Annotated in this window: 16 protein-coding genes and 1 tRNA gene; 13 read left to right on the top strand and 4 right to left on the bottom strand. The window is 68.1% G+C overall.

What is annotated here, in order from left to right:
• Window positions 1-101 precede the first annotated feature (101 nt).
• From ACFVTE_RS10300 to ACFVTE_RS10315, 4 genes are all read left to right on the top strand, one after another.
• Window positions 102-1289 (top strand): ubiquitin-like domain-containing protein, encoded by a 1188-nt coding sequence (locus ACFVTE_RS10300; RefSeq protein ID WP_387099905.1) that lies wholly within the window; start codon window positions 102-104, stop codon window positions 1287-1289.
• Between the two features lie 167 nt (window positions 1290-1456).
• Complete coding sequence (gene rsmA, locus ACFVTE_RS10305) at window positions 1457-2344, top strand: 16S rRNA (adenine(1518)-N(6)/adenine(1519)-N(6))-dimethyltransferase RsmA (RefSeq protein WP_387099908.1); 888 nt, start codon at window positions 1457-1459, stop codon at window positions 2342-2344.
• The gene (locus ACFVTE_RS10310) at window positions 2344-3312 is read left to right on the top strand and encodes a 4-(cytidine 5'-diphospho)-2-C-methyl-D-erythritol kinase (RefSeq protein WP_387099911.1); all 969 of its coding nucleotides are present in this window, start codon (window positions 2344-2346) and stop codon (window positions 3310-3312) included. The genes rsmA and ACFVTE_RS10310 overlap by 1 nt, the downstream gene beginning before the upstream one ends.
• A gap of 34 nt (window positions 3313-3346) precedes the next feature.
• Window positions 3347-5185: an ABC-F family ATP-binding cassette domain-containing protein gene (locus ACFVTE_RS10315; protein WP_387099914.1), complete on the top strand. Its 1839-nt coding sequence runs from the start codon at window positions 3347-3349 to the stop codon at window positions 5183-5185.
• 80 nt (window positions 5186-5265) lie between these two features.
• Here the strand turns inward: ACFVTE_RS10315 and ACFVTE_RS10320 are convergent, their stop codons facing one another.
• Window positions 5266-5865 (bottom strand): TetR/AcrR family transcriptional regulator, encoded by a 600-nt coding sequence (locus ACFVTE_RS10320; RefSeq protein ID WP_387100504.1) that lies wholly within the window; start codon window positions 5863-5865, stop codon window positions 5266-5268.
• A 245-nt stretch (window positions 5866-6110) separates the two neighbouring features.
• Here ACFVTE_RS10320 and ACFVTE_RS10325 point away from each other — a divergent pair.
• The 9 genes from ACFVTE_RS10325 to sufU all read left to right on the top strand — a co-directional run bounded on the left by ACFVTE_RS10325 (window position 6111) and on the right by sufU (window position 18344).
• Window positions 6111-6182, top strand: a tRNA-Gln gene (locus ACFVTE_RS10325).
• Window positions 6183-6304: 122 nt separating this feature from the next.
• Window positions 6305-7795, top strand: a complete 1491-nt coding sequence (gene glmU, locus ACFVTE_RS10330; protein ID WP_387099917.1) for a bifunctional UDP-N-acetylglucosamine diphosphorylase/glucosamine-1-phosphate N-acetyltransferase GlmU — start codon at window positions 6305-6307, stop codon at window positions 7793-7795.
• A gap of 5 nt (window positions 7796-7800) precedes the next feature.
• Window positions 7801-8781, top strand: a complete 981-nt coding sequence (locus ACFVTE_RS10335) for a ribose-phosphate diphosphokinase (RefSeq protein WP_387099920.1) — start codon at window positions 7801-7803, stop codon at window positions 8779-8781.
• Window positions 8782-9059: 278 nt separating this feature from the next.
• Window positions 9060-9674, top strand: a complete 615-nt coding sequence (locus ACFVTE_RS10340; protein WP_387099923.1) for a 50S ribosomal protein L25/general stress protein Ctc — start codon at window positions 9060-9062, stop codon at window positions 9672-9674.
• A 118-nt stretch (window positions 9675-9792) separates the two neighbouring features.
• Window positions 9793-10377, top strand: a complete 585-nt coding sequence (gene pth, locus ACFVTE_RS10345; RefSeq protein ID WP_387099925.1) for an aminoacyl-tRNA hydrolase — start codon at window positions 9793-9795, stop codon at window positions 10375-10377.
• A 172-nt stretch (window positions 10378-10549) separates the two neighbouring features.
• The gene (locus ACFVTE_RS10350) at window positions 10550-13288 is read left to right on the top strand and encodes a LuxR C-terminal-related transcriptional regulator (RefSeq protein ID WP_387099928.1); all 2739 of its coding nucleotides are present in this window, start codon (window positions 10550-10552) and stop codon (window positions 13286-13288) included.
• On the top strand, window positions 13281-16031 hold the full coding sequence (locus ACFVTE_RS10355; protein WP_387099931.1) for a LuxR C-terminal-related transcriptional regulator: 2751 nt from the start codon (window positions 13281-13283) through the stop codon (window positions 16029-16031). The genes ACFVTE_RS10350 and ACFVTE_RS10355 overlap by 8 nt, the downstream gene beginning before the upstream one ends.
• 498 nt (window positions 16032-16529) lie before the next feature.
• Window positions 16530-17855: a SufS family cysteine desulfurase gene (locus tag ACFVTE_RS10360; RefSeq protein ID WP_387099934.1), complete on the top strand. Its 1326-nt coding sequence runs from the start codon at window positions 16530-16532 to the stop codon at window positions 17853-17855.
• Window positions 17856-17894: 39 nt separating this feature from the next.
• Entirely contained in the window at window positions 17895-18344 is a 450-nt protein-coding gene (gene sufU, locus ACFVTE_RS10365; RefSeq protein ID WP_387099937.1) for a Fe-S cluster assembly sulfur transfer protein SufU, read from the top strand.
• Window positions 18345-18386: 42 nt separating this feature from the next.
• On the opposite strand, the gene nhaA is transcribed toward sufU, so the two are convergent.
• From nhaA to ACFVTE_RS10380, 3 genes are all read right to left on the bottom strand, one after another.
• A complete protein-coding gene (nhaA, locus tag ACFVTE_RS10370; protein ID WP_387099940.1) occupies window positions 18387-19754 on the bottom strand; it encodes a Na+/H+ antiporter NhaA in 1368 nt (455 codons plus the stop codon).
• Between the two features lie 171 nt (window positions 19755-19925).
• Window positions 19926-20147, bottom strand: a complete 222-nt coding sequence (locus tag ACFVTE_RS10375; RefSeq protein WP_387099943.1) for an SCO4848 family membrane protein — start codon at window positions 20145-20147, stop codon at window positions 19926-19928.
• Window positions 20148-20151: 4 nt separating this feature from the next.
• Entirely contained in the window at window positions 20152-20649 is a 498-nt protein-coding gene (locus ACFVTE_RS10380) for a DUF2505 domain-containing protein (RefSeq protein WP_387099945.1), read from the bottom strand.
• Window positions 20650-20669 lie beyond the last annotated feature (20 nt).

Raw genomic sequence — 20669 nt, forward strand, 5'->3', positions numbered from 1 at the left:
TGAGTGTGGCGACGCACATCCCTGCGGCCTGCTCCGGCCTGTCCGGGGCCACCTTTAGGTGACCGCCGCGGGTACTCCTGTGCGTTTTTCCCCGTGCCCGGATGGCTCAAAAGTTACGGGCAATCGTGGTCAACTTCTTCACGTCAGACGGCAAGTTCAGTTTCATCAAGGTCGGCACGCAGCTGGTGGTGCTCTCGGCCCTCGTGCTGGGGCTTGTTGCCTTTGTGGGCAGCAACAAGACAGTCACCCTGAATGTCGACGGGAAAGTAAGCTCCGTGCAGACCTTCGGCGGCACCGTCGAACAGGTGGTGAAGAGCGCGAACGTTGAGCTGCACCCGGCCGACCGCGTCTCTCCGGCGCTGGACGCCAGTGTTGAGAACGGATCCGTCATCAACGTGAACATGGCGAAGGCCGTGAAGGTCAGCCTGGACGGTGCGGAGAAGACCGTGAGCACCACGGCGCAGGACGTGGGCGGGCTCGTGACCCAGCTCGGTGTCGCCAGTTCGTCGGAGCTCTCCGTGCCGAAGAGCGCCCAGCTGGCGGTGGACGGTTCGTTCGTGGCCATCTCGACGCCGAAGACCGTCAGCATCATCGCCGACGGCAAGGCCAAAAAGACCACCACCACAGCAGCGAACGTCGGCGAGGTCCTCAAGGACGCCGGGATCCGGCTCGCCGCTTCAGACCGGACGTCGCAGCCGGCACACGCCCCGGTGGTCAACAACATGGTGATCAAGGTGTCCCGCGTTACCGGCAAGACCGCCACCGTCACCGAAGAGGTCGCGTTCCAGACGCTGACCACCGACAGCGCCACCCTTCCCAAGGGCGAAGAAAAGGTCACCCAGGAAGGCGTTGCCGGTGAGACGACCCTGACCTACAAGCTGGTCCTGGTCGACGGCCGTGAGGCCTCCCGGACTCTCGTCTCCAAGACCACCACCCGCGAGCCGGTAACCGAGAAGATCACGGTCGGCACCAAGGAAGCGCCCAAGCCGGCAGCGGCCGCAGAGGCCGACGGCGGGAACACTGGCGCGGCAGCCCCGGCCATGATGAACGTGGCCATGTGGGACAAGATCGCCCAGTGCGAATCGGGCGGCAACTGGTCCATCAACAGCGGCAACGGCTACTATGGCGGGCTCCAGTTCGACGTCCAGACCTGGATCGGCGCCGGCGGCGGCGCCTACGCCCCGAACGCCGCCCAGGCGTCCAAGGCACAGCAGATTGACATCGCCAACCGTGTCTACGCCGAGCGCGGCCTGCAGCCCTGGGGCTGCGGCTGGGCAGCCGGCAGCTAGCTTGCCCGCGCCGGCAACCACCGGCGCAGTAAACCCTTCTGCCTCGGCAGCTGACCACAGCCGCGGCGGCCGCGAAGGCCGGGTCCGGAAACCTCCGGGCCCGGCCTTCGCCGTACCCGCGAACACCGGCCCCGTTCCATCTGGAACGGCCGGGATAGGATACCTAGGTGACTGACCCGACCCCCTCCGCCTCCGGCACCGCGCCCGCTCCACTGTTCGGTGCCTCCGATATCCGCAGGCTGGCCGGGGAGATCGGCGTCCGCCCCACCAAGACACTTGGCCAGAACTTCGTCATCGACGGCAACACCATCCGCAGGATCGTGGCCGCCGCCGGCATCGGCCCGGACGAGACGGTCCTCGAAATCGGCCCCGGGCTGGGGTCGCTGACGCTGGGGCTCCTTGACGCCGCCAAGGCGGTGGTCGCCGTCGAAATTGACCCCGTCCTGGCCGCGAAGCTGCCGGAGACCATCCGGCAATGGCGGCCCGACTCGGCCGGCGACTTCCACCTGGTCCTCGCCGACGCCATGAAGGTGACCGAGCTGCCGGCCGAGCCCGCCGCGCTCGTCGCCAACCTGCCCTATAACGTCGCGGTGCCGGTGGTGCTCCACCTGCTGCAGCACTTCCCGTCCATCCGGCACGGCCTCGTCATGGTCCAGGACGAAGTGGCCGACCGGCTCGCTGCCGAACCCGGATCCAAGATTTACGGCGTGCCCTCGGTCAAGGCCGCCTGGTACAGCAGCATGCGCAAGGCCGGCGTCATCGGCATGAACGTGTTCTGGCCGGCACCCAAGATCCAATCCGGCCTTGTGGCCTTCACACGGCGCAAGCCGCCGGCCACCACCGCCAGCCGTGAACAGGTCTTCGCAGTGGTGGACGCCGCCTTCGCACAGCGCCGCAAGACGCTCCGTGCAGCCCTGGCCGGCTGGGCCGGCAGCGCCGCCGAAGCGGAACGCTGCCTGGTGGCGGCCGGGGTCGACCCCACTGCGCGCGGTGAAGTGATCGACATCGCCGCGTTCGCCAGGATCGCCGAAGCCCGCAACGCCGCGGACGCCTAATGGCGGTCCATGGCCTGAAGGGGCGTTTTGCGGCAAGAACCGTACGGGTCAAGGCTCCGGGTAAAGTGAACGTCTCGCTGGATGTGGGGCCGCTGCGGCCGGACGGCTACCACTCCGTGGCCAGCGTCTATTTGGCGGTGTCGCTGTACGAGGAAGTCGCGGCCACCAGCACATCATCAGATGGCATCACCGTCAGCATCAGCCCGGACAGCACGCTGGACCTCGACGGCGTGGACATCCCGCTCGACGAGCGGAACCTCGCGTACAAGGCGGCCGCCATTATGGCCGACGTGTCTGAACACTCCACCGGCGTGCACCTTGAGATCACCAAGCGGGTGCCCGTGGCGGGCGGCATGGGCGGGGGGTCCGCGGATGCGGCTGCCACACTCCTGGCGTGCGACGCGCTGTGGAACAGCGGGCTGTCCCGGGATGAGCTCGCCCAGCTCGCCGCCGAGCTCGGGGCGGACGTTCCCTTCGCCCTGCTGGGCGGCACGGCCGTGGGGCTGGGCGTGGGGGACGACCTGTCGCCTGCACTGGCGAAGGCCCAAATGGACTGGGTGCTGGTCACGGCCGAGTTCGGGCTGTCCACCCCGGAGGTCTTCCGCACCTTGGACCGGCTCCGCGACGCCGAAGGCCTGGACGTCGAGGAACCCACGGCGGTGGACCCGAAGATCCTTCAGGCCCTGCGCAGCGGCGATGCCGATGCCTTGAGCAGGGTGCTGGTCAATGACCTGCAGCGGGCGTCCATCGAACTCGCCCCCGGGTTGCGGGATACCCTGGGCCTCGGCGAATCCTGCGGAGCCATAGCCGGAATCGTTTCCGGTTCCGGACCCACCGTGGCCCTCCTTGCCCACAATCCCGAAGCGGCGGAGAACCTCGCCGGGGAGCTGGAACACAAGGGCCTCACCGCCCTGGCCGTCCACGGCCCGGTGCCCGGCGCCCGCATCATCTCCGATACGCTCCTTTAATACCTTCCACCTTCACAGCAGAAAGCAGTTCCCCGTGGCACACCTGCTTGGCGGCGAGAACCTCAAGGTCTCGTACGCAACCCGCACCGTTCTGGACGGCATCACCCTTGGGCTCGAAGAGGGCGACCGGATCGGGATGGTGGGCAGGAACGGCGACGGCAAGTCCACGCTGATGCGGCTGCTGGCGCTGCGGTCCACACCGGATTCCGGCCGGGTCACCAAGCGCGGGGACGTCAACATCGGCTACCTGGACCAAAGCGACGTGCTCGACGCCGACCTGACGGTGGGAACCGCGATCGTCGGCGACAAGGCAGACCACGAGTGGGCTGCCAACCCGCAGATCCGCGAGATCATGGGCGGCCTGGTGTCCGACGTCGACTGGCACGCCAACGTTCACGCCCTGTCCGGCGGCCAGAAGCGGCGCGTCGCGCTGGCCAAGCTCCTCATCGAGGACCACGACGTCATCATGCTCGACGAGCCCACCAACCACCTTGACGTCGAGGGCGTGGCCTGGCTGTCGCGGCACCTGAAGACCCGGTGGCGGCCCAACCAGGGCGCCTTCCTCGTGGTCACGCACGACCGCTGGTTCCTGGACGAAGTCTGCAACAAGACGTGGGAAGTCCACGACGGGATCGTTGACCCGTTCGACGGCGGTTACGCCGCCTACGTGCTGGCCCGCGCCGAGCGCGACCGCACGGCGGCCGTCGTCGAAAGCAAGCGCCAGCAGCTGGTGAAGAAGGAACTCGCCTGGCTGCGCCGCGGCGCCCCGGCCCGTACCTCCAAGCCGAAGTTCCGGATCGAGGCGGCCAACGCACTGATCGCCGACGTTCCGGAGCCGCGTGACTCCACGGCCCTGAGCAGGATGGCCACCGCGCGCCTGGGCAAGGACGTGCTGGACCTGGAGAACGTGTCCCTGGATTTCGAGGGCGGCGATCCGGAGCAGGACGCCGGCCGGAAGCTGTTCAACAACATCACGCTGCGGTTGGCACCGGGGGAGCGGCTTGGCCTCGTCGGCGTCAACGGTGCCGGCAAGACCACCCTGCTCAAGCTCCTGAACGGCGAAATCCAGCCGTCGGCCGGAAAGGTTAAGAAGGGCAAGACGGTGGTCACCGCCGTGCTCACCCAGGAGGTCAAGGAGCTCGACGACGTCGCCGACCTGCGCGTCATCGAGGTCATCGAGCGCGAAAAGCGGTCCTTCAGCGTGGGCGGCAGGGAGTTCACGGCCGGCCAGCTCGTGGAGCAGCTCGGCTTCACCAACCAGAAGCAGTGGACGCCGGTACGGGACCTCTCCGGCGGTGAGCGCCGGCGCCTGCAGCTGCTGCGGCTGCTGGTGGGCGAGCCCAACGTGCTGATGCTGGACGAACCCACGAATGACCTCGACACTGACACGCTTGCCGCCGTCGAGGATGTCCTGGACGGGTGGCCGGGCACCCTCGTGGTGGTCAGCCACGACCGCTACCTGCTCGAACGCGTCACCGACCACCAGATGGCACTGCTGGGGGACGGGAAGATCCGCGGCCTTCCCGGCGGCGTCGACCAGTACCTCGAACTCCGCGAGAGCGCCCTGGCAGGCTCCACCGTCACCGGCGGCGGAAACCCCGTGACCGGCCCGTCCGGCACCGGAGACGCAGGCCCCGCCGGGCCCTCCGAAGCCGAGAAGCGCGAGGCCCGCAAGTCCCTCAACCGCGTGGAGCGCCAGCTCAACAAGCTCGCCCAGCAGGAAGAGAAGATCCACGTCCAGATGGCCGCCAGCACCAACGACGGCGACTTCGAACGCCTCGGCGACCTCAACCGGCAGCTCAAGGACCTGACCGACGAAAAGGACGCCCTCGAGCTCGAATGGCTGGAGGCGTCCGAAGTCCTCGGCGAGTAACTGGGTGAGAGTTTTTGTCCAGATATCGCGACTTCGGAGGCCTTTAGCGGCCATTATCTGGACAAAAACTCCATCCCCTTCTAAGGCTCGCTGCGGAGTTCCGGGTCCTTTTTAAGGCCGGTCAGGCCGTTCCAGGCGAGGTTAACGAGGTGGGCTGCGACGGCTCGCTTGTCGGGCTGACGGGCGTCCTGCCACCACTGTCCCGTCATCGCCACCATGCCCACGAGCATCTGCGCGTACATGGCGCCATCGGCTGCACTGAAGCCGCGGCGGGCGAATTCGTCGGACAGGATGTGTTCAACGCGGGCGGTCACGTGCGAGAGCAGGGTGGAGAAGGCGCCTTCGGGCTGGGACGGGGGAGCGTCCCGCATGAGGATGCGGAACCCGTCGGTGCGTTCCTCGATGTAGGTGAGCAGGGCCAGGGCGGCGCGTTCCACGAGGACGCGCGGCTTGGCTTCATCGGCCAGGGCGTCGTTGATGGCGGCGAGCAGGATGCGGAACTCGTACTCGACGACCTGCGTGTACAGGCCCTCCTTCGAGCCGAAGTGCTCGTAGATCACCGGCTTGGAAACTCCGGCGGCGGCCGCGATTTCCTCGATGGTGGTGCCGTCCAGGCCCCGGATCGCGAACAGCGCCCGGCCTACCTCAACGAGCTGGGACCGGCGCTGCGGTCCGGTCATCCGGGACCGGGGGATGCGCCCCGCCGCTGCTTCGGGCCTTGCTGGCAGTTTCCCCGGACCGTCAGTTGTCCCTGTGCTGTTGCTCACCGTCCCATCATGCCTTACGTCAAGCGGCGGGCAGGGTGGCGGCGGGTCCCGGCGCGCTGCCCCGGCCGGTGCCGGCGCACCCGAAGCGCCGAGGTCGCACGAGCGTCAACGTTCGTGGCAGAATTGGTTCTCGTGCCCAGGCTTAGCGCCGGGCATGGTCCGCTCTGGTGTAATGGCAGCACCCCGGCCTTTGGAGCCGTGGAGTATAGGTTCGAATCCTATGGGCGGAACAGCTGCATCAGAGGTGTCCAGTAGGATGAACCCTGTTGCCGGTTCCGGGCACAGGTTCGGACACCGCCGCGCAGGCAGCCGCGGATGCAGTACAGCGCAACCGAGCAAGGAGAGCCCGTACGTGAGCCCCGAGAAATCCGGCCCAGCCGCCGTTATCGTCCTAGCTGCAGGTGCCGGTACCCGGATGAAATCCCGTACCCCCAAGATCCTCCACGAAATCGGCGGCCGTTCCATGGTTGGCCACGCCCTCCTGGCCGCCCGCAGCATCAGCCCCCAGCGCCTGGCCCTGGTGGTCCGGCACGAGCGGGACCGCGTCGCCGCCCACCTCACCGAACTGGACCCGGACGCCCTGATCGTGGACCAGGACGAGGTTCCCGGCACCGGACGCGCCGTCGAGGTTGCCCTCGCGGCCCTGGACGCCAAGGAGCCCGTCGCGGGAACCGTCGTGGTCACCTACGGCGATGTCCCGCTGCTCACGGGCGAAATGCTCTCCGAGCTGGTGTCCACCCACGAGCGCGAGGGCAACGCGGTCACCGTGCTCACCGCCATCCTGGACGACGCCACCGGCTACGGCCGCATCCTCCGCGGCGAGGACGGCACCGTCACCGGCATCCGCGAGCACAAGGACGCCACCGACGCCGAGCGCGCGATCCGCGAGATCAACTCCGGTATCTACGCCTTTGACGCCGCTGTCCTCCGGGACGCCCTCGTCCACGTCACTACCGACAACTCGCAGGGCGAAAAGTACCTGACCGACGTCCTCGGACTCGCCCGCGAGGCAGGGGGCCGGGTGGCCGCCGTCGTCACCGCAGACCGCTGGCAGGTCGAGGGTGCCAACGACCGCGTGCAGCTCGCCGCCCTCGGTGCCGAGCACAACCGCCGGATCGTGGAAGCCTGGATGCGGGCCGGCGTTACCGTCGTCGACCCTTCCACCACCTGGATCGACTCCACGGTGACCCTGGCCGAGGACGTCCGGATCCTGCCCAACACCCAGCTGCACGGCGCCACCACGGTGGCGAGGGACGCCGTCGTCGGCCCCGACTCCACGCTGACCGATGTCAGCATCGGCGAGGGCGCCAAGGTGACCCGGACCCACGGTTCAGGTGCGGAAATCGGCGCGGGGGCCAGCGTGGGCCCCTTCACCTACCTGCGCCCGGGAACCGTCCTGGGGGACACGGGCAAGATCGGCGCCTTCTACGAAACCAAGAACGTCAGGATCGGCCGCGGCTCCAAGCTGTCCCACCTGGGCTACGCCGGGGACGCCGAAATCGGCGAAGACACCAACATCGGCTGCGGCAACATCACCGCAAATTACGACGGCGAGAAGAAGCACCGCACGGTGATCGGCTCGGGCGTGCGCACCGGCTCCAACACAGTATTCGTCGCTCCGGTCACGGTGGGGGACGGTGCCTACAGCGGCGCCGGTGCCGTGATCCGGAAGGACGTGCCCGCCGGTGCCCTCGCGCTGTCCATGGCAGCACAGCGCAACGCCGAGGGCTGGGTTGCCGCCAACCGTCCCGGCTCGCTGTCCGCGGAACTGGCAGCAGCCGCCGCGGCCCGCGAAGGCCGCACTGATTCCTCAAATTCCCCCGCATCTACAGAAGAGGGCTAGCAACCATGACCGAAATTACGGCTCACGGCGAGAAGAAACTGGTGCTCGCCGCAGGGCGTGCACACCCGGAGCTTGCCCGGGAGATCGCCAAGGAGCTGGGCACGGAACTGCTGCCTGTGGACGCCTACGACTTCGCCAACGGCGAGATCTACGTCCGCGCCGGGGAGAGCGTTCGCGGAACCGACGCCTTCGTCATCCAGGCGCACCCCGCACCGCTGAACAACTGGCTCATGGAACAGCTGATCATGATCGATTCGCTGAAGCGTGCCTCCGCCAAGCGGATCACCGTGGTCTCGCCGTTCTACCCGTACTCCCGCCAGGACAAGAAGGGCCGCGGCCGCGAGCCCATCTCCGCCCGCCTCGTGGCCGACATGTACAAGACGGCCGGCGCCGACCGCATCATGAGCGTGGACCTGCACACCTCGCAGATCCAGGGCTTCTTCGACGGCCCGGTGGACCACCTCATGGCCATCCCGCTGCTCGCCGACTACATCCGTACCCGCGTCAGCGCCGACAACATCACCGTGGTCTCGCCGGACACCGGCCGCGTGCGTGTGGCCGAGCAGTGGGCCGAGCGCCTCGGCGGCGCGCCGCTGGCCTTCGTCCACAAGAGCCGCGACCTTACCGTACCCAACCAGGCGGTCTCCAAGACCGTGGTGGGCCAGATCGAGGGCCGCACCTGCGTGCTGATCGATGACATGATCGACACCGGCGGAACCATCTCCGGCGCCGTGCAGGTGCTCAAGAATGCCGGCGCCAAGGACGTCATCATCGCGGCCACGCACGCCGTGTTCTCCGAGCCCGCAGCCCGGCGGCTCTCCGAGTCCGGCGCCCGCGAAGTGGTGGTCACCAACACGCTGCCCATCCCCGCGGATAAGCAGTTCCCCGAGCTCACCGTGCTGTCCATCGCGCCGCTCATCGCCCGGGCCATCCGGGAAGTGTTCGACGACGGTTCGGTCACCAGCCTTTTCGACGGCAACGCCTAAACAGTTCACTGGGTTGAGCTTGCCGGGATTCGGCAAGCTCAACCGCCCGCCCGGTTCGTTTTCAGCAAACGGGCCGGGCACTGGTAAGCTATTTCCCGATACCTTGGCGAGGGAGAGCACCTCCGGAACACCGCATGCGCGGAATTCCGGACTGCTGGTCTCCGTTATCGACTGGGTCTGAACCACCCTTCTGGTGGGGCCGCCTTCGGGCCGCCCGGCGTTGAAGGTCACTCCAGACCTCCGCCCTTGCTGAACCAACAATCCACCAGGAGATTCACATGTCTGAGCAGAAGCTCGCAGCAGAAGCACGCACCGAATTCGGTAAGGGCTTCGCCCGCCGCGCCCGCGCCGCCGGCCAGATCCCCGCCGTGATCTACGGCCACGGTGCAGAGCCCATCCACATCACCCTGCCGGCCAAGGCCACCACCCTGGCTGTCCGCACGGCCAACGCCCTGCTGTCCCTGGACCTCAACGGTGAAGGCCACCTGGCCCTCGTCAAGGACGTCCAGCGCGACCCGATCAAGCAGATCATCGAGCACATCGACCTCCTGACCGTCCGCCAGGGCGAGAAGGTCACCGTTGACGTTCCCGTACACACCGTGGGTGAAACCGCCCCGGGCACCGTGCACAACCTGGAACTGACCGTCGTCTCCCTCGAGGCCGAGGCAACCCACCTGCCCGAGGCCGTCGAGGTCAACATCGAGGGCCGCGCCGCCGGCGAGCACATCCACGCCTCCGACCTCGCGCTCCCCAAGGGTGCCGTCCTGCTGACCGACGCCGAGGCCCTGGTCGTCAACATCTCCGAGGCCGCAGCACCGGCTGAAGAAGAAGAGGGCGCAGCCGAGGAAGCTCCCGCAGCAGAGGCTCCGGCCGAAGAAGCTGCTGCCGAGTAATTCGGGCACAACCCTTCCCGCGCTGTATCCGGCGCGGACCGGTGGCCGGGTCCTTTTCGGGCCCGGCCACTGCCGTCCCTGCCCGCCTGCGTGCAAACCCCGCCCTTAGGATTGATTCATGACTGACACCTGGCTGATCGTAGGCCTTGGAAACCCCGGACCCGAGTACAGCGGCAACCGGCACAACGTCGGCCAGATGGTGCTGGACGGCCTGGCTGAGCGGATCGGCGGGAAGTTCAAGGCCCACAAGGCCAGGGCCCTCGTCGTCGAGGGCCGCCTGGGGATCGGCGGTCCCCGCGTGGTGCTGGCGAAGCCCGGCACCTACATGAATGTCTCCGGCGGTCCGGTGTCAGCGCTCGCCAGGTTTTACGACGTCGAGCCGTCCCGGGTGGTGGCCGTCCATGACGAGATCGACATCCCCTTTAACACAGTGAAGCTGAAGATCGGCGGCGGCGAGGGCGGGCACAACGGCCTTCGGGACATCTCCAAGTCCCTCGCCACCAAGGACTACCTCCGCGTCCGGGTGGGTGTAGGCCGGCCGCCGGGCCGGATGGACACCGCCGACTATGTGCTGCGCGATTTCGGCACCGCGGAAAAGAAGGAGCTGCCGTTCCTCCTTGATGATGCCGCCGACGCCGTCGAGCTCCTGATCAGGGAAGGCCTGACGGCCGCGCAGCAGCAGTTCCACACCGCCAAGGTGTAGCGCCTTCGGCCACGGTTTCCTCCCCGCCGCACCAACCCTCAAGGTCGCATCAAGGTCTGCGAAATGTGAACGCAGTGCCCTATATCCCTGCAAAGTAACGGGGTAGTCTACTTTCTAAGCGGGGGAGGCGATGGAGCCTTTATCCTGCCGGGCGGGATGTAAGGAAAAGTTCATGTCAATTGAGCCACTGAGCTGGGCACGTGGGTCTACGGCGGGCGTGCTGGCGGCACCGGCGGGCGTTGCAGGCGGGACGGACCTCCAACGATGGTCGGTTCCCGCGCGCAGCGCAGACCTTGACGCCATCCGCACTGCGCTGACAGATCCCGAGTCCCTGGGCGTCGTTATAACCGGTGCCCGCGGTGTGGGCAAATCGTCGCTGGCCCGCACCGCCGTGGCGGAGCTGGGTCCCGACGTCTGGGCGCTCCAGCTGCGCAGCCCCCTGACCGGCTCACAAACCTCGTACGGCTGCCTCGCGTTCCTGCTGGCCAGGCTCCCGCAGCCGGCTCTGGCTTCCCCCACCGCCATCCTCCAGGGGATCACCTCCCTGATCCGGTCCGACGCCGCCGGCCGTGAGTGCGTCATCACCCTGGACACCACCGGCCAGATCGACGATATGAGCGCCGGCGTCATCCTGAACATCATGCTGACGCACACCGCCCGTGTCATCGCCATCGCGCCCAGCACCAGCGACCTTCCGGCGGACTTCCACTGGCTGCTCACCGACCGTCGGCTGACGGAAGTCCGGCTGGACAACCTTAACGAACTGCAGACCCGGCAGGTGCTGCTGACGCTGCTGGGCCACCGCGTCTCGGCCTCGCTCGTGAGCACCTACCACGCCATCGTTGGCGGCAACCCGCTCCTGCTCAAGGCGCTTGTCACAGAGCAGCAGCAGTCCGGAAACCTTGTCCTGTCCGATTCCGTCTGGACGCTGCGGGACAGGGTGGTGCTCGACGGCGCCACCGGCCTGGATGACATCGTCCGGTCCCGCTGGTCCCGGGAAGAGCCGGAAACCCGCGAGGTCATCGAGATGCTTGCCTGCGCGCGGCGGGTCCCGCTGGCCAGGCTGTCCGAAATTTACGGCACCTCTACCGTGGCCGACATGGAGGACGCCGGGCTGCTCACGGTCGCCGACACTGGGGACCGCTGGGTTTCGCTGCGGGAACAGTACCTTGGCGACGTGGTGCGCTCCTGGCTGAGCATCTCCCGCCGCCGCGAACTCCGCGCCCTGTTGCTGGGCGGCCACGAACCCGAGCTGTCTGCCCTGACCTTGGAGGAGCGGATCGAGTTCGCCGCCTGGACCAGGGAATGCCAGGCCGAGCTCAGCCCTGCCATGGCCGTGGCCGCCGCGGAGGCGGCGGTGCAGCTGTTTGACCCGCGGTTCGCGATCGCCTGCGTTGAAGGCCTGAAGAAGACCGACGACGTCTGGGTTGACGCGCAGCTGCACAAGGCCGCCGCCTACCTCCTGCTTGACCTTCCGGTGCAGGCGATGGCCGCACTTGATGACATTACCCAGGGACAGCTGGACGCGCTCGATGAGGAGGCCTTCGCCCGCATCGTGGCGGCCAAGAGCCGGGTCATGGTCTGGCTGCCGGAAATGTGCGCCAACGTGCCGGACGAGCTGGCAGCCGCGCGGAAGCGGCTGGGCGTTGCTGCGGGAGTGGCATCCAGTTGGCCCGAGCCGCTGGGCACGGCGGCGGACGCCATCACCCTGGCTGAATTCGAATACAAGTACTTCATCGGCGACTACGCCTCCATGGTCGCGGAGCTGGAGGAGGCCGTCGACCCTGCGGTCAACAAGGACCCGGCCTTCAGGATCCAGGCTGCACTGCTCCTGATGCCCACCCTGTCGGCGGTCGGCCGGGAAATGGACGCCCTCCAGCTGATGCGCCGCGTCGGCGGACAGCTCTCTGATGCCGGGCCGGTGACCGGCCTGCGGGAACGGTTCGCGATGACGGCGTTCAACGTGCTGCTGCAGGCCGGCCAATGGAAGCGGTGCCTGGAACTGGTCGGCCCGCCGAAAGGGCAGGAGGAACGCCGGCTGGCCTATCGGACGTCCGCCACGGAACTGGCGGCCGGCATCGCCTACGTTTTCTCGGGCCGCGGTGCGGTGGCCCTGGACTCGCTGCTCTCCGCTGTCGCCCAGCTGGAGCTCCGGCCTGTGCTCAACATGCTGCAGGCCGCCTACGCGGCCACCGCCTTCGCCTACGCCCAGATTGGCAACGCCGGGCAGGCGCACAAGTACCTCGACAAGCTCCGCGGGGTGCGCGGCCACTGCAACTTCGGCACCCTGTTCGTCACCGAGTTCTGCTCGGACATGGCGGGCCGATGGCTGGGGGACACCGACGCCGTGAAGCGCCTGCTCGGGGCAGCACACCGCGACATCGATGCCGGCCGCTACACGCTGGCGGGCATCAGCCTGCTCGGAGCCACCGTCAACGGGACGGATGAGGACTTCCGCCTGATGGAGGAAGTGGCAGCCCACCGCCAGGGGACCCTCGCCGAGATCTCACGCCTCATCGCCGTGGGCACCCGCACCAAGGACGCCAAGGTTCTGTTGGAGGGTGCGCACCTGTGTGCCGAACTGGAGCTCGACGCCGTGGAGGCCCGGTGCGTTGCACTCGCCGTCGACTTCGCCCGCCACTCCGGCGATTCCGCCTCCGCCCGCGTTGCCCAGGCCCGGCTGGACAGCCTCACCGCCACGGTGCCCAGCCTGCCGATCGTCCCCAGCAGCGGAAGCCCGCTCCTTACCGCGCGTGAACGCCAGATCTCCCGGTTGGCCGGCAGGGGCGTGTCCAACCGCGACATTGCCCTGGAGATGGGCGTATCGGTCCGAACGGTGGAAGGCCACCTCTACCAGGTCTTCACCAAACTCGGCGTGACATCCAGGGGTGATCTGCCTGGCCTTGTCTAACAGCTCCTCAGCAAACAGCGCTGCGCCCAACTCTTCGTCCCACGGCGTCTCGTCCAATGGCCGCGGCGCCAAAGCGGAATCCGAAGTCCGCCAGCTGACCGGCCGCCGTGAAGCGATCGAGCATGTCTGCACCATCATCCGGAGCCGCGCCAGCCAGGCTGTCTACCTCATGGCGGGTCCCGGCGTCGGAAAGACAACGGTGACGGACGCCGTCCGCGAGAAGCTGGCAGGGGAGATGACAGTGCTCCGCATCCACGGCAGCTCCTCGCTGTCCAAGGTCCCGTACGGCGTGCTGGCGCCCTACACCTCCGGGCTCGCCCCCGAGGAAGCAGACTCGCCGGTCGCGGTGCTGCGGGCCGTCTGGGCCCACTTCCAGGAGCTGAAGGGAAGCAGCGACCTCAAGGGCGGCGCCGACGCCCCGGTGCTCCTGGTGGTGGATGACGCCCACCACCTCGATGACGCCACGGCCAGCATGGTGGTGGACATGACGTCGGCCGGCTGGGCGACCGTGCTGGCTGCCGGGCGCCCGCGGCCGGGCCTGCCCCAGGCGCTGAACCAGCTCTGGTATGACGGTCTGGCGGAACGCATCGACCTCCGGCCGCTCAGCGGCGAGCAGGTCAGGGAAGTCGTGGAACACACCTTGCAGGGCACGGTTCCGGTCAGTACCGTCCAGTCGCTGTGGTCTTGCTCGGGCGGCAACCCGCTGCTCCTCGACTGTCTGCTGAGCGACGCAACAGCCGCTGGAATCCTCGTCCAGCGGAACGGGATCTGGGTGCTGCTCGGACCGTTGCCTGCTGACGGACCCAGGCTTTCGGACCTCGTGGTCAAGGATCTGCTCCGGAGAACGCCGGAGGAGCAGGATGCGCTCAAGGTGATCGCCCTGGCCGAGCCGGTGCCCAGGGGCCTGATCGAGGACGTCTGCGGTGCCGCCGTTGTGCGTTCCCTGCTGGACAACCAGGCGGTGACCGAATCAGCCGCGACGCACACCGAGCTGCGTCTCACGCACCCGATCCTGGGCGAATCGACGCGGCGCCAGGTGTCCGTCTCGCGGAGCCTGCAGCTGCGGCAGAAGCTTGATGCCCACCTGGATCCCGCAGCCGCCAGTGCGGAGGGCAGGCTGCGGCTGGTCGAGTGGTCGCTGGAATGCGGCCTCGATGTGCCGGACCGGGACCTGCTGGACGCAGGGCTGCTGGCTGCGACCACGTTCAACAACGCCGGCGCCCGGCTTATGGCCGGTCACGTGCGGGCCCCGGAGCTGCAGGCTCAGGCGCTCTCCATCACCGCGCGGGCCCACTTCAACGAGGGCAAGTACCGCGCGGCCGCCGAACTCCTGGACAGCTGCTGGCTTGACCTGGCTGGGGACCCGGAAGCACCGCAGGTCCTTATGCTCAGGGCGTCATCCCACATGGCCCTGGGAAAGTCCGTGTCGTCGCTCAGGGCTGAATCGCGCCAGCAGCTGGAGGAGGCCGGGATCGCCCCGGACGGTGCCTGGCAGGACAGGATCCACGGCCTGCTGGAGATGGCTGCGGCCGGCGACCACGAAGGCATCAGCGCCGTTATCGCGGCCCAGGGCGCCGCGGATCCGGAGTCCTTGACTGGCGTCGAAGCAACGCAACACGCCGTGGCCCAGGCCCTGTTTGCCCAGACGCTGGTGGCTGCCGGACGGTCACACCAGGCCCATGCCGCAGCGGCGGCCGCCGGCCCCTTCCTGCCGGCGCTGAGCGGCGGCCTGTACTTCTTCAACGAGTTTGTCCTGACCCGGCTGGCCATCAGCACCCTCGCTGCCGGCAACTGGGAGTCCGCCGAGCACGAGCTTTCCGGTTATCCTGCGGAGCGCACCGAGGGCGCTTCGACCTTCGGCGGCGGGATCCAGGCGCTGCTCGGCCTGGGACTGCTGCGGCAGGGCCAGCTGGAGCGCGCCTACCAGGTCCTCCTGCCCGCGGTCGAGGCGCTCCGCGTCAATGACCCGCTGCAGGAGTTCAGGTTCGGCTCGTCGCTGGCCTTTTACGCCGCGGCACGGCTGGGTGACACCGCCCAGGCAAAGCGGCTCGAACAGGACTTCATCTCGGCGCGGCACGCCAGCGGACCCGGCTGCGACACCATCGCGGAAGCCTATGCGGCCGCCGCGGCCGAATACCTCGACCGGAAGGGCAGCGGACTGGAGAGGCTCCGTGAGCTGGCGGGGTCCGAGTCCGTTGCCGACCATCCCGGAACCAGGATGGAGTGCCTCATCCTTTGCTCGGATCTGGGCGATCGGTCGCTGGCCCGGGAACTCGCCGCCCTCGCCGCCACCGTCGAGGGCCGGTGGGCAGCCGGCTGGCGGCAGCTGGCCCAGGCCTGGGCCTCGGAGGACGCCGACGTTCTTATGGACACCGCCGCCGCCCTGGAGGAAGCCGGCCTGCTGAACCTCGCCCGCGAGGCGTACGCCAGGGCCGGCGCCCTGCTGGATGCCGCGGGCGAGCGGCGCCGGGCCCGCCAGGCAATCGCCCACCGGGAGAAATGCGACCAGGAGCTGGGCGAACGGTTCCGGGAAAGCCCGTTCGTCGCCTCCGTCCCGAGTGTCCACCTGACCCGCCGGGAGCGGGACATCGTGGAGCTGGCCGTGCAGGGCCTCTCCGACCGCGAGATCGCCCAGCACCTGATGGTGTCCGTGCGGACCGTCGAGGGGCACCTGTACCGCAGCTACGTCAAGCTCGGCGTCCGCCGGCGCGACGAACTCGCGCTCGCCCTGCCGAAGAAGTAGCCGTTCCGCGAGTTGATTTTTTCTGGCCCCACGGGGCAAAGTCCGCGCGGTTACGGGCCGGACCATGCCACCTGCGGGAACCAGTAGTTAAGTACTCGGAAAAACGAGTACCGGATACTGGTGCCCCCGGCGCCAGTACGCGATTAACTATTAGTGGCAGCGGAAGCAGGGCTGATCTCCCCCCGAAGCTGCCACCAGATTCTCCAGGTCTCGCACCAGTTTTTCCGGCCCTCCGGGTCCGGGCAAGGCGGGGCCGGCGACGTCAGAGCCTTCTGAGACCGAGGCTCTCCCCCCAGCCGTCGCCGGTCCTTACAAGTAGTCCGCAACAGGCGGATATCCAACGGCGTGATAAGGGCGGCCCGCAGCGACGGGGGCCGCCCTTCGCATGTGCCCGGCCAGGAAAGGCCCGGCCCCTGGCCTCTGCTTCGCCTTGCCTCTGCTGCGCCGAAGGTGCTGTGGGACAATTGAGGGGTACCTCAAGGCACCCAAGGAGTCCCATTGGCCGTAGTATCAACGCCAACCACGCTTACGCGTGCCCTTTCCGCGATGGACAATGCCGAGGTCCTGCGGATCCGCAACGACTTTCCCGTGCTGAACCAGACGGTCAACGGACGCCCGCTCATCTATCTGGATTCCGGCGCCACGTCGCAGAACCCGCTGAGCGTGATCGAGGCGGAACAGGAATTCTACGAGCAGCGCAACGCTGCCGTGCACCGCGGTGCCCACCACCTTGCCGTGGAGGCCACCCAGGTGTTCGAGGACGCCCGGCAGACCGTCGCCGACTTTGTCGGCGCGGACTATGAGGAAATCGTCTGGACTTCCAACGCCACCGAGGGCCTGAACGTCATCAGCTATGCGCTGTCGAACGCCGCCCTGTGGGTAGCCCAAGGGCGCGGCGACTCGAAGCTGCGGGACCTCGCCTTGGGACCGGGCGACGAGATCGTGGTTACCGAAATGGAGCATCACGCCAACCTGATTCCCTGGCAGGAACTGGCCTACCGGACAGGCGCCACGCTGCGGCACATCCCGCTGGACGACGCCGGGGTGCTGCGGATGGATGAGGCAGCGGACATCGTAGGGGAGCGAACCCGGCTGCTGGCGTTCACCCACGCCTCGAACGTGCTGGGCACCATCAACCCGGTTAGCGAACTCGCCGCCCTCGCCCGGCGGGCAGGCGCCCTCGTGGTGCTGGATGCCTGCCAGTCGGCGCCGCACCTTGCACTGGACGTCAAGCAGCTGGATGTTGACTTCGCCGTCTTTTCCGGCCACAAGATGCTGGGGCCCACCGGCGTCGGTGTGCTGTACGGCAAGCAGGAGCTCCTGGACGTGCTCCCGCCCGTCCTGACCGGCGGATCCATGATCACCACCGTGACCATGGAGCGCGCGGAGTACCTCCCCGCGCCGCAGCGGTTCGAGGCCGGGACCCAGAAGATTTCGCAGGCCGTGGCCCTTGCCGCCGCCGTCAACTACCTGACGGAAACTGGCATCGACCGGGTGCACCACTGGGAATCCGAGCTCGGCCAGCGCATGGTGGCCGGCCTGGAAGCCATCGACGGCGTCCGCGTGCTGGGTCCGGCCGCCGGCCAGGACCGCATCGGCCTGGCGGCGTTCGACGTTGCCGGTGTCCACGCGCACGACGTCGGGCAGTTCCTTGACGCCCGCGGCATCGCGGTCCGCGTGGGCCACCATTGCGCGCAGCCGCTGCACCGGCGCCTGGGCCTGACGGCCACCACCCGGGCCAGCGCCTACTTGTACAACACCACCGACGACGTGGACGAATTCCTGGACGCCGTGTCCGGAGTCCGCGCCTACTTCCGGGCCTAGCCCAGGCTGGCCCCGCAACCCGATGACAGGTACCTGAGCATGAGCCTCGACCAGCTTTACCAGCAGATCATCCTTGACCACTCCAAGGCCCGGCACGGCAGCGGACTGGCAGCAACGGCCGCCCCCGACGGCGCGTCAACCGGCCAGTCGCACCAGCTCAACCCCGTGTGCGGCGACGAGGTCACCCTCCGCGTGGCCGTGGACCACGGCACGGTCACGCAGCTGGCATGGGACGGGGCAGGCTGCTCGATCTCGATGGCGTCCGCCTCCGTGCTGAGTGAACTCGCCGAGGGCATGACCGTGGACGAACTCCGCTCGGTGATCGGCAACTTCCGCGAGGTCCTGCGGTCCCGCGGCAAAGTCCCGGCCGACCCCGAAATCCTGGGTGACGCCGCCGCCTTCGAAGGCGTGGCCCGCTACGCCGCGAGGGTCAAGTGCGCCATGATCTCCTGGGTCGCGGCCGAGGACGCCCTGAACCAGGCGGCCTGACCGCACCTGCTTAGCGGCCCGGGCTCAGCCGTCCTGGCACTCTTAGCCGTCCTGTTCGGACCGTTCGAAGACATCCGGGACGCCGTCGCCGTCGTCGTCCCTTGTCTCCTCCGCCTCCAGGCGCCGGTAGTGCCTGTTGCGGGCCTTAAGCACGACGGCGGCCAGCACCGCCGCGGTCAGCGAACCGGTGAGGATCGCCACCTTTGCATGGTCGTCGTGGGCCGAGCCCGACCCGAAACTCAGCTCTGCGATCAGCAGCGAGACAGTGAAGCCCACGCCGGCCAAAAGGGCCAGCCCGGCGACGTCCACCCACTTCAGCCCGTCGTCGAGCTGCGCGCGCGTGGTTTTCGTGACCAGGAACGTTGCCCCGAAGACGCCAACGGCCTTGCCCGCGACCAGTGCTGTCACGATCCCCACCGCCACGGGGTCGGCCAGGGCGATCGTCAGTCCCGGGGCACCCCCGAGCGCCACGCCCGCAGAGAAGAAGGCGAATACGGGAACCGCAAAACCCGCAGACAGCGGACGGAGCCGGTGCTCCAGGCGTTCGGCCATGCCGGTGCCGCCGTCGCCGGTGCCGCCGTCGGGATTGCTGCCCGGGTGCCGGTCCCGCCGCGAGGCGGCCACCGGGACGGTGAAACCGAGCAGGACGCCCGCCACCGTGGCGTGGATGCCTGACGCATGCACCAGGCCCCACGTGGCAGCAGCGAGCGGCAGGAGCAGGTACCAGCGGGTGACCCGCTTCTGCACCAGCCAGGCGAACAGGGCCAGCGGGGCAACGGCCGCGAGCAGCAGGGCCGGCTGGAGCCCGGAGGAGTAGAAGAACGCAATAATGCCGATGGCGATCAGGTCATCCACCACGGCAAGGGTGAGCAGGAACGTCCGCAGCGCCGACGGCAAGTGGGTGTTGATGACGGCGAGGACCGCCAGCGCGAACGCAATGTCGGTGGCAGTGGGGATGGCCCAGCCCCGCAGGGCCTCGGCCCCCTGGTTCCAGACGATGGCGGAGTAGATGATGGCGGGCAGGGCAACGCCGCCCACCGCGGCCGTTACCGGGACCGCCGCCCGGGACGGCCGGCGCAGGTCGCCCGAGACAAACTCGCGCTTGAGCTCCAGGCCGGCAATGAAGAAGAACAGTGCGAGCAGCCCGTCGGAAGCCCAGTGCCCCAGGCTCAGCTGCAGGTGCCAGGGCTCGTAACCCAGCTTGAGGTCCCGCAGCCCAAAGTAGGCGTCAGCGGCGGGGGAATTGGCCCAGATCAGAGCGGCAGCCGTGGCGGCCAGGAGGAGCGCGCCGCCGACTGTCTCCGTCCGGAGGATCGCGGCGATGCGGAGGTATTCGGGATAGCTGGAGCGGCTGAAGACCGGGAATTTCCGGGAGGGGAATTTCCGGGACGGGCGGGACGGCTTGGGCATTTGAGCTCCTCGCGAGGGATCGGCTGACGTCTTGCCGACCAGACTTCCCGGCGCACCTTGAATACCCAGCTTATCTGACTCGCGACGGTCCGCGGATGGGTTTGTCTCCGCTGGTTGAGCTTGCCGGAACCCGGGTTCCGGCAAGCCCAACCAACGGAGCCGCCCGACGCGTTAGCTGACGAGCCCCGCGATTCCGATTGCGGCGGTGGCGGCGCCCAGCACCATGGATACCGTCACCAGGACCACATGGACGGTGAGGAACTTCGTGGCCTTGCCGGCCGCGTCCCGTGCCCGCGGGTCCTTCATGACGCGTCGCAGGAACTGCGGCCACACGACCAGGGACCACACGCCCGAAACGATCAGGACCAGGGCAATGAAGGCAGGGACGTCCACGGGACTAGTGGCTTTCGAGCCAGGCCTGGGCCTGCTGCGACTGGATGTTCAGTGCCTTGCCCACCATGGGCTCGGCGGCGTCGGCGATCTTGCCGCCCAGGAACGGCACGGAGGACGTGACGTTGCCTTCGAGTTCAACCCGCGTGCTGCCGCCGTCGGCAACGAGACGCTGGACCGCGGACACGTCGATCGGCGCGCCGGCGATCTTCAGGGAGATGGTGCTCTGGCGCGAACCGTCGGCGGCCGGGGCCTCCCAGTTTTCGACCTGGGTCACCTTCAGGCTCTCGCCGACAAACTTGCGGGCGATTTCCGGCAGACGCGTCGTGGGAAGCGTGCGCACGGATGTGGTGCTGAACTCTCCGGCGATGTCGCCCGCCACCGTGAAGGACTCGAGGCTGCCGCCGACGAACTCGCTGGTGTGGCGCTGGAAGTCCTCGTTCGCGAAGACTGCGGTGACGCTGTCGACGCCGTGGGGAAGGGTGGTGGAAGCACTCAGTGCCATTGATCCTCCGTCGTTGTGGG

The organism is Arthrobacter sp. NPDC058097 (assembly GCF_042884885.1).
In the GTDB taxonomy this organism is placed as follows: Bacteria; Actinomycetota; Actinomycetes; order Actinomycetales; family Micrococcaceae; genus Arthrobacter.

Excerpts from the sequence above, each read along its gene's own strand:
- ACFVTE_RS10300 (WP_387099905.1), top strand. The coding sequence starts at position 102 with ATGGCTCAAAAGTTACGGGCAATCGTGGTCAACTTCTTCACGTCAGAC.
- ACFVTE_RS10310 (WP_387099911.1), top strand. The coding sequence starts at position 2,344 with ATGGCGGTCCATGGCCTGAAGGGGCGTTTTGCGGCAAGAACCGTACGG.
- ACFVTE_RS10320 (WP_387100504.1), bottom strand. The coding sequence starts at position 5,865 with ATGACCGGACCGCAGCGCCGGTCCCAGCTCGTTGAGGTAGGCCGGGCG.
- ACFVTE_RS10335 (WP_387099920.1), top strand. The coding sequence starts at position 7,801 with ATGACCGAAATTACGGCTCACGGCGAGAAGAAACTGGTGCTCGCCGCA.
- ACFVTE_RS10340 (WP_387099923.1), top strand. The coding sequence starts at position 9,060 with ATGTCTGAGCAGAAGCTCGCAGCAGAAGCACGCACCGAATTCGGTAAG.
- pth (WP_387099925.1), top strand. The coding sequence starts at position 9,793 with ATGACTGACACCTGGCTGATCGTAGGCCTTGGAAACCCCGGACCCGAG.
- ACFVTE_RS10350 (WP_387099928.1), top strand. The coding sequence starts at position 10,550 with ATGTCAATTGAGCCACTGAGCTGGGCACGTGGGTCTACGGCGGGCGTG.
- sufU (WP_387099937.1), top strand. The coding sequence starts at position 17,895 with ATGAGCCTCGACCAGCTTTACCAGCAGATCATCCTTGACCACTCCAAG.
- nhaA (WP_387099940.1), bottom strand. The coding sequence starts at position 19,754 with ATGCCCAAGCCGTCCCGCCCGTCCCGGAAATTCCCCTCCCGGAAATTC.
- ACFVTE_RS10380 (WP_387099945.1), bottom strand. The coding sequence starts at position 20,649 with ATGGCACTGAGTGCTTCCACCACCCTTCCCCACGGCGTCGACAGCGTC.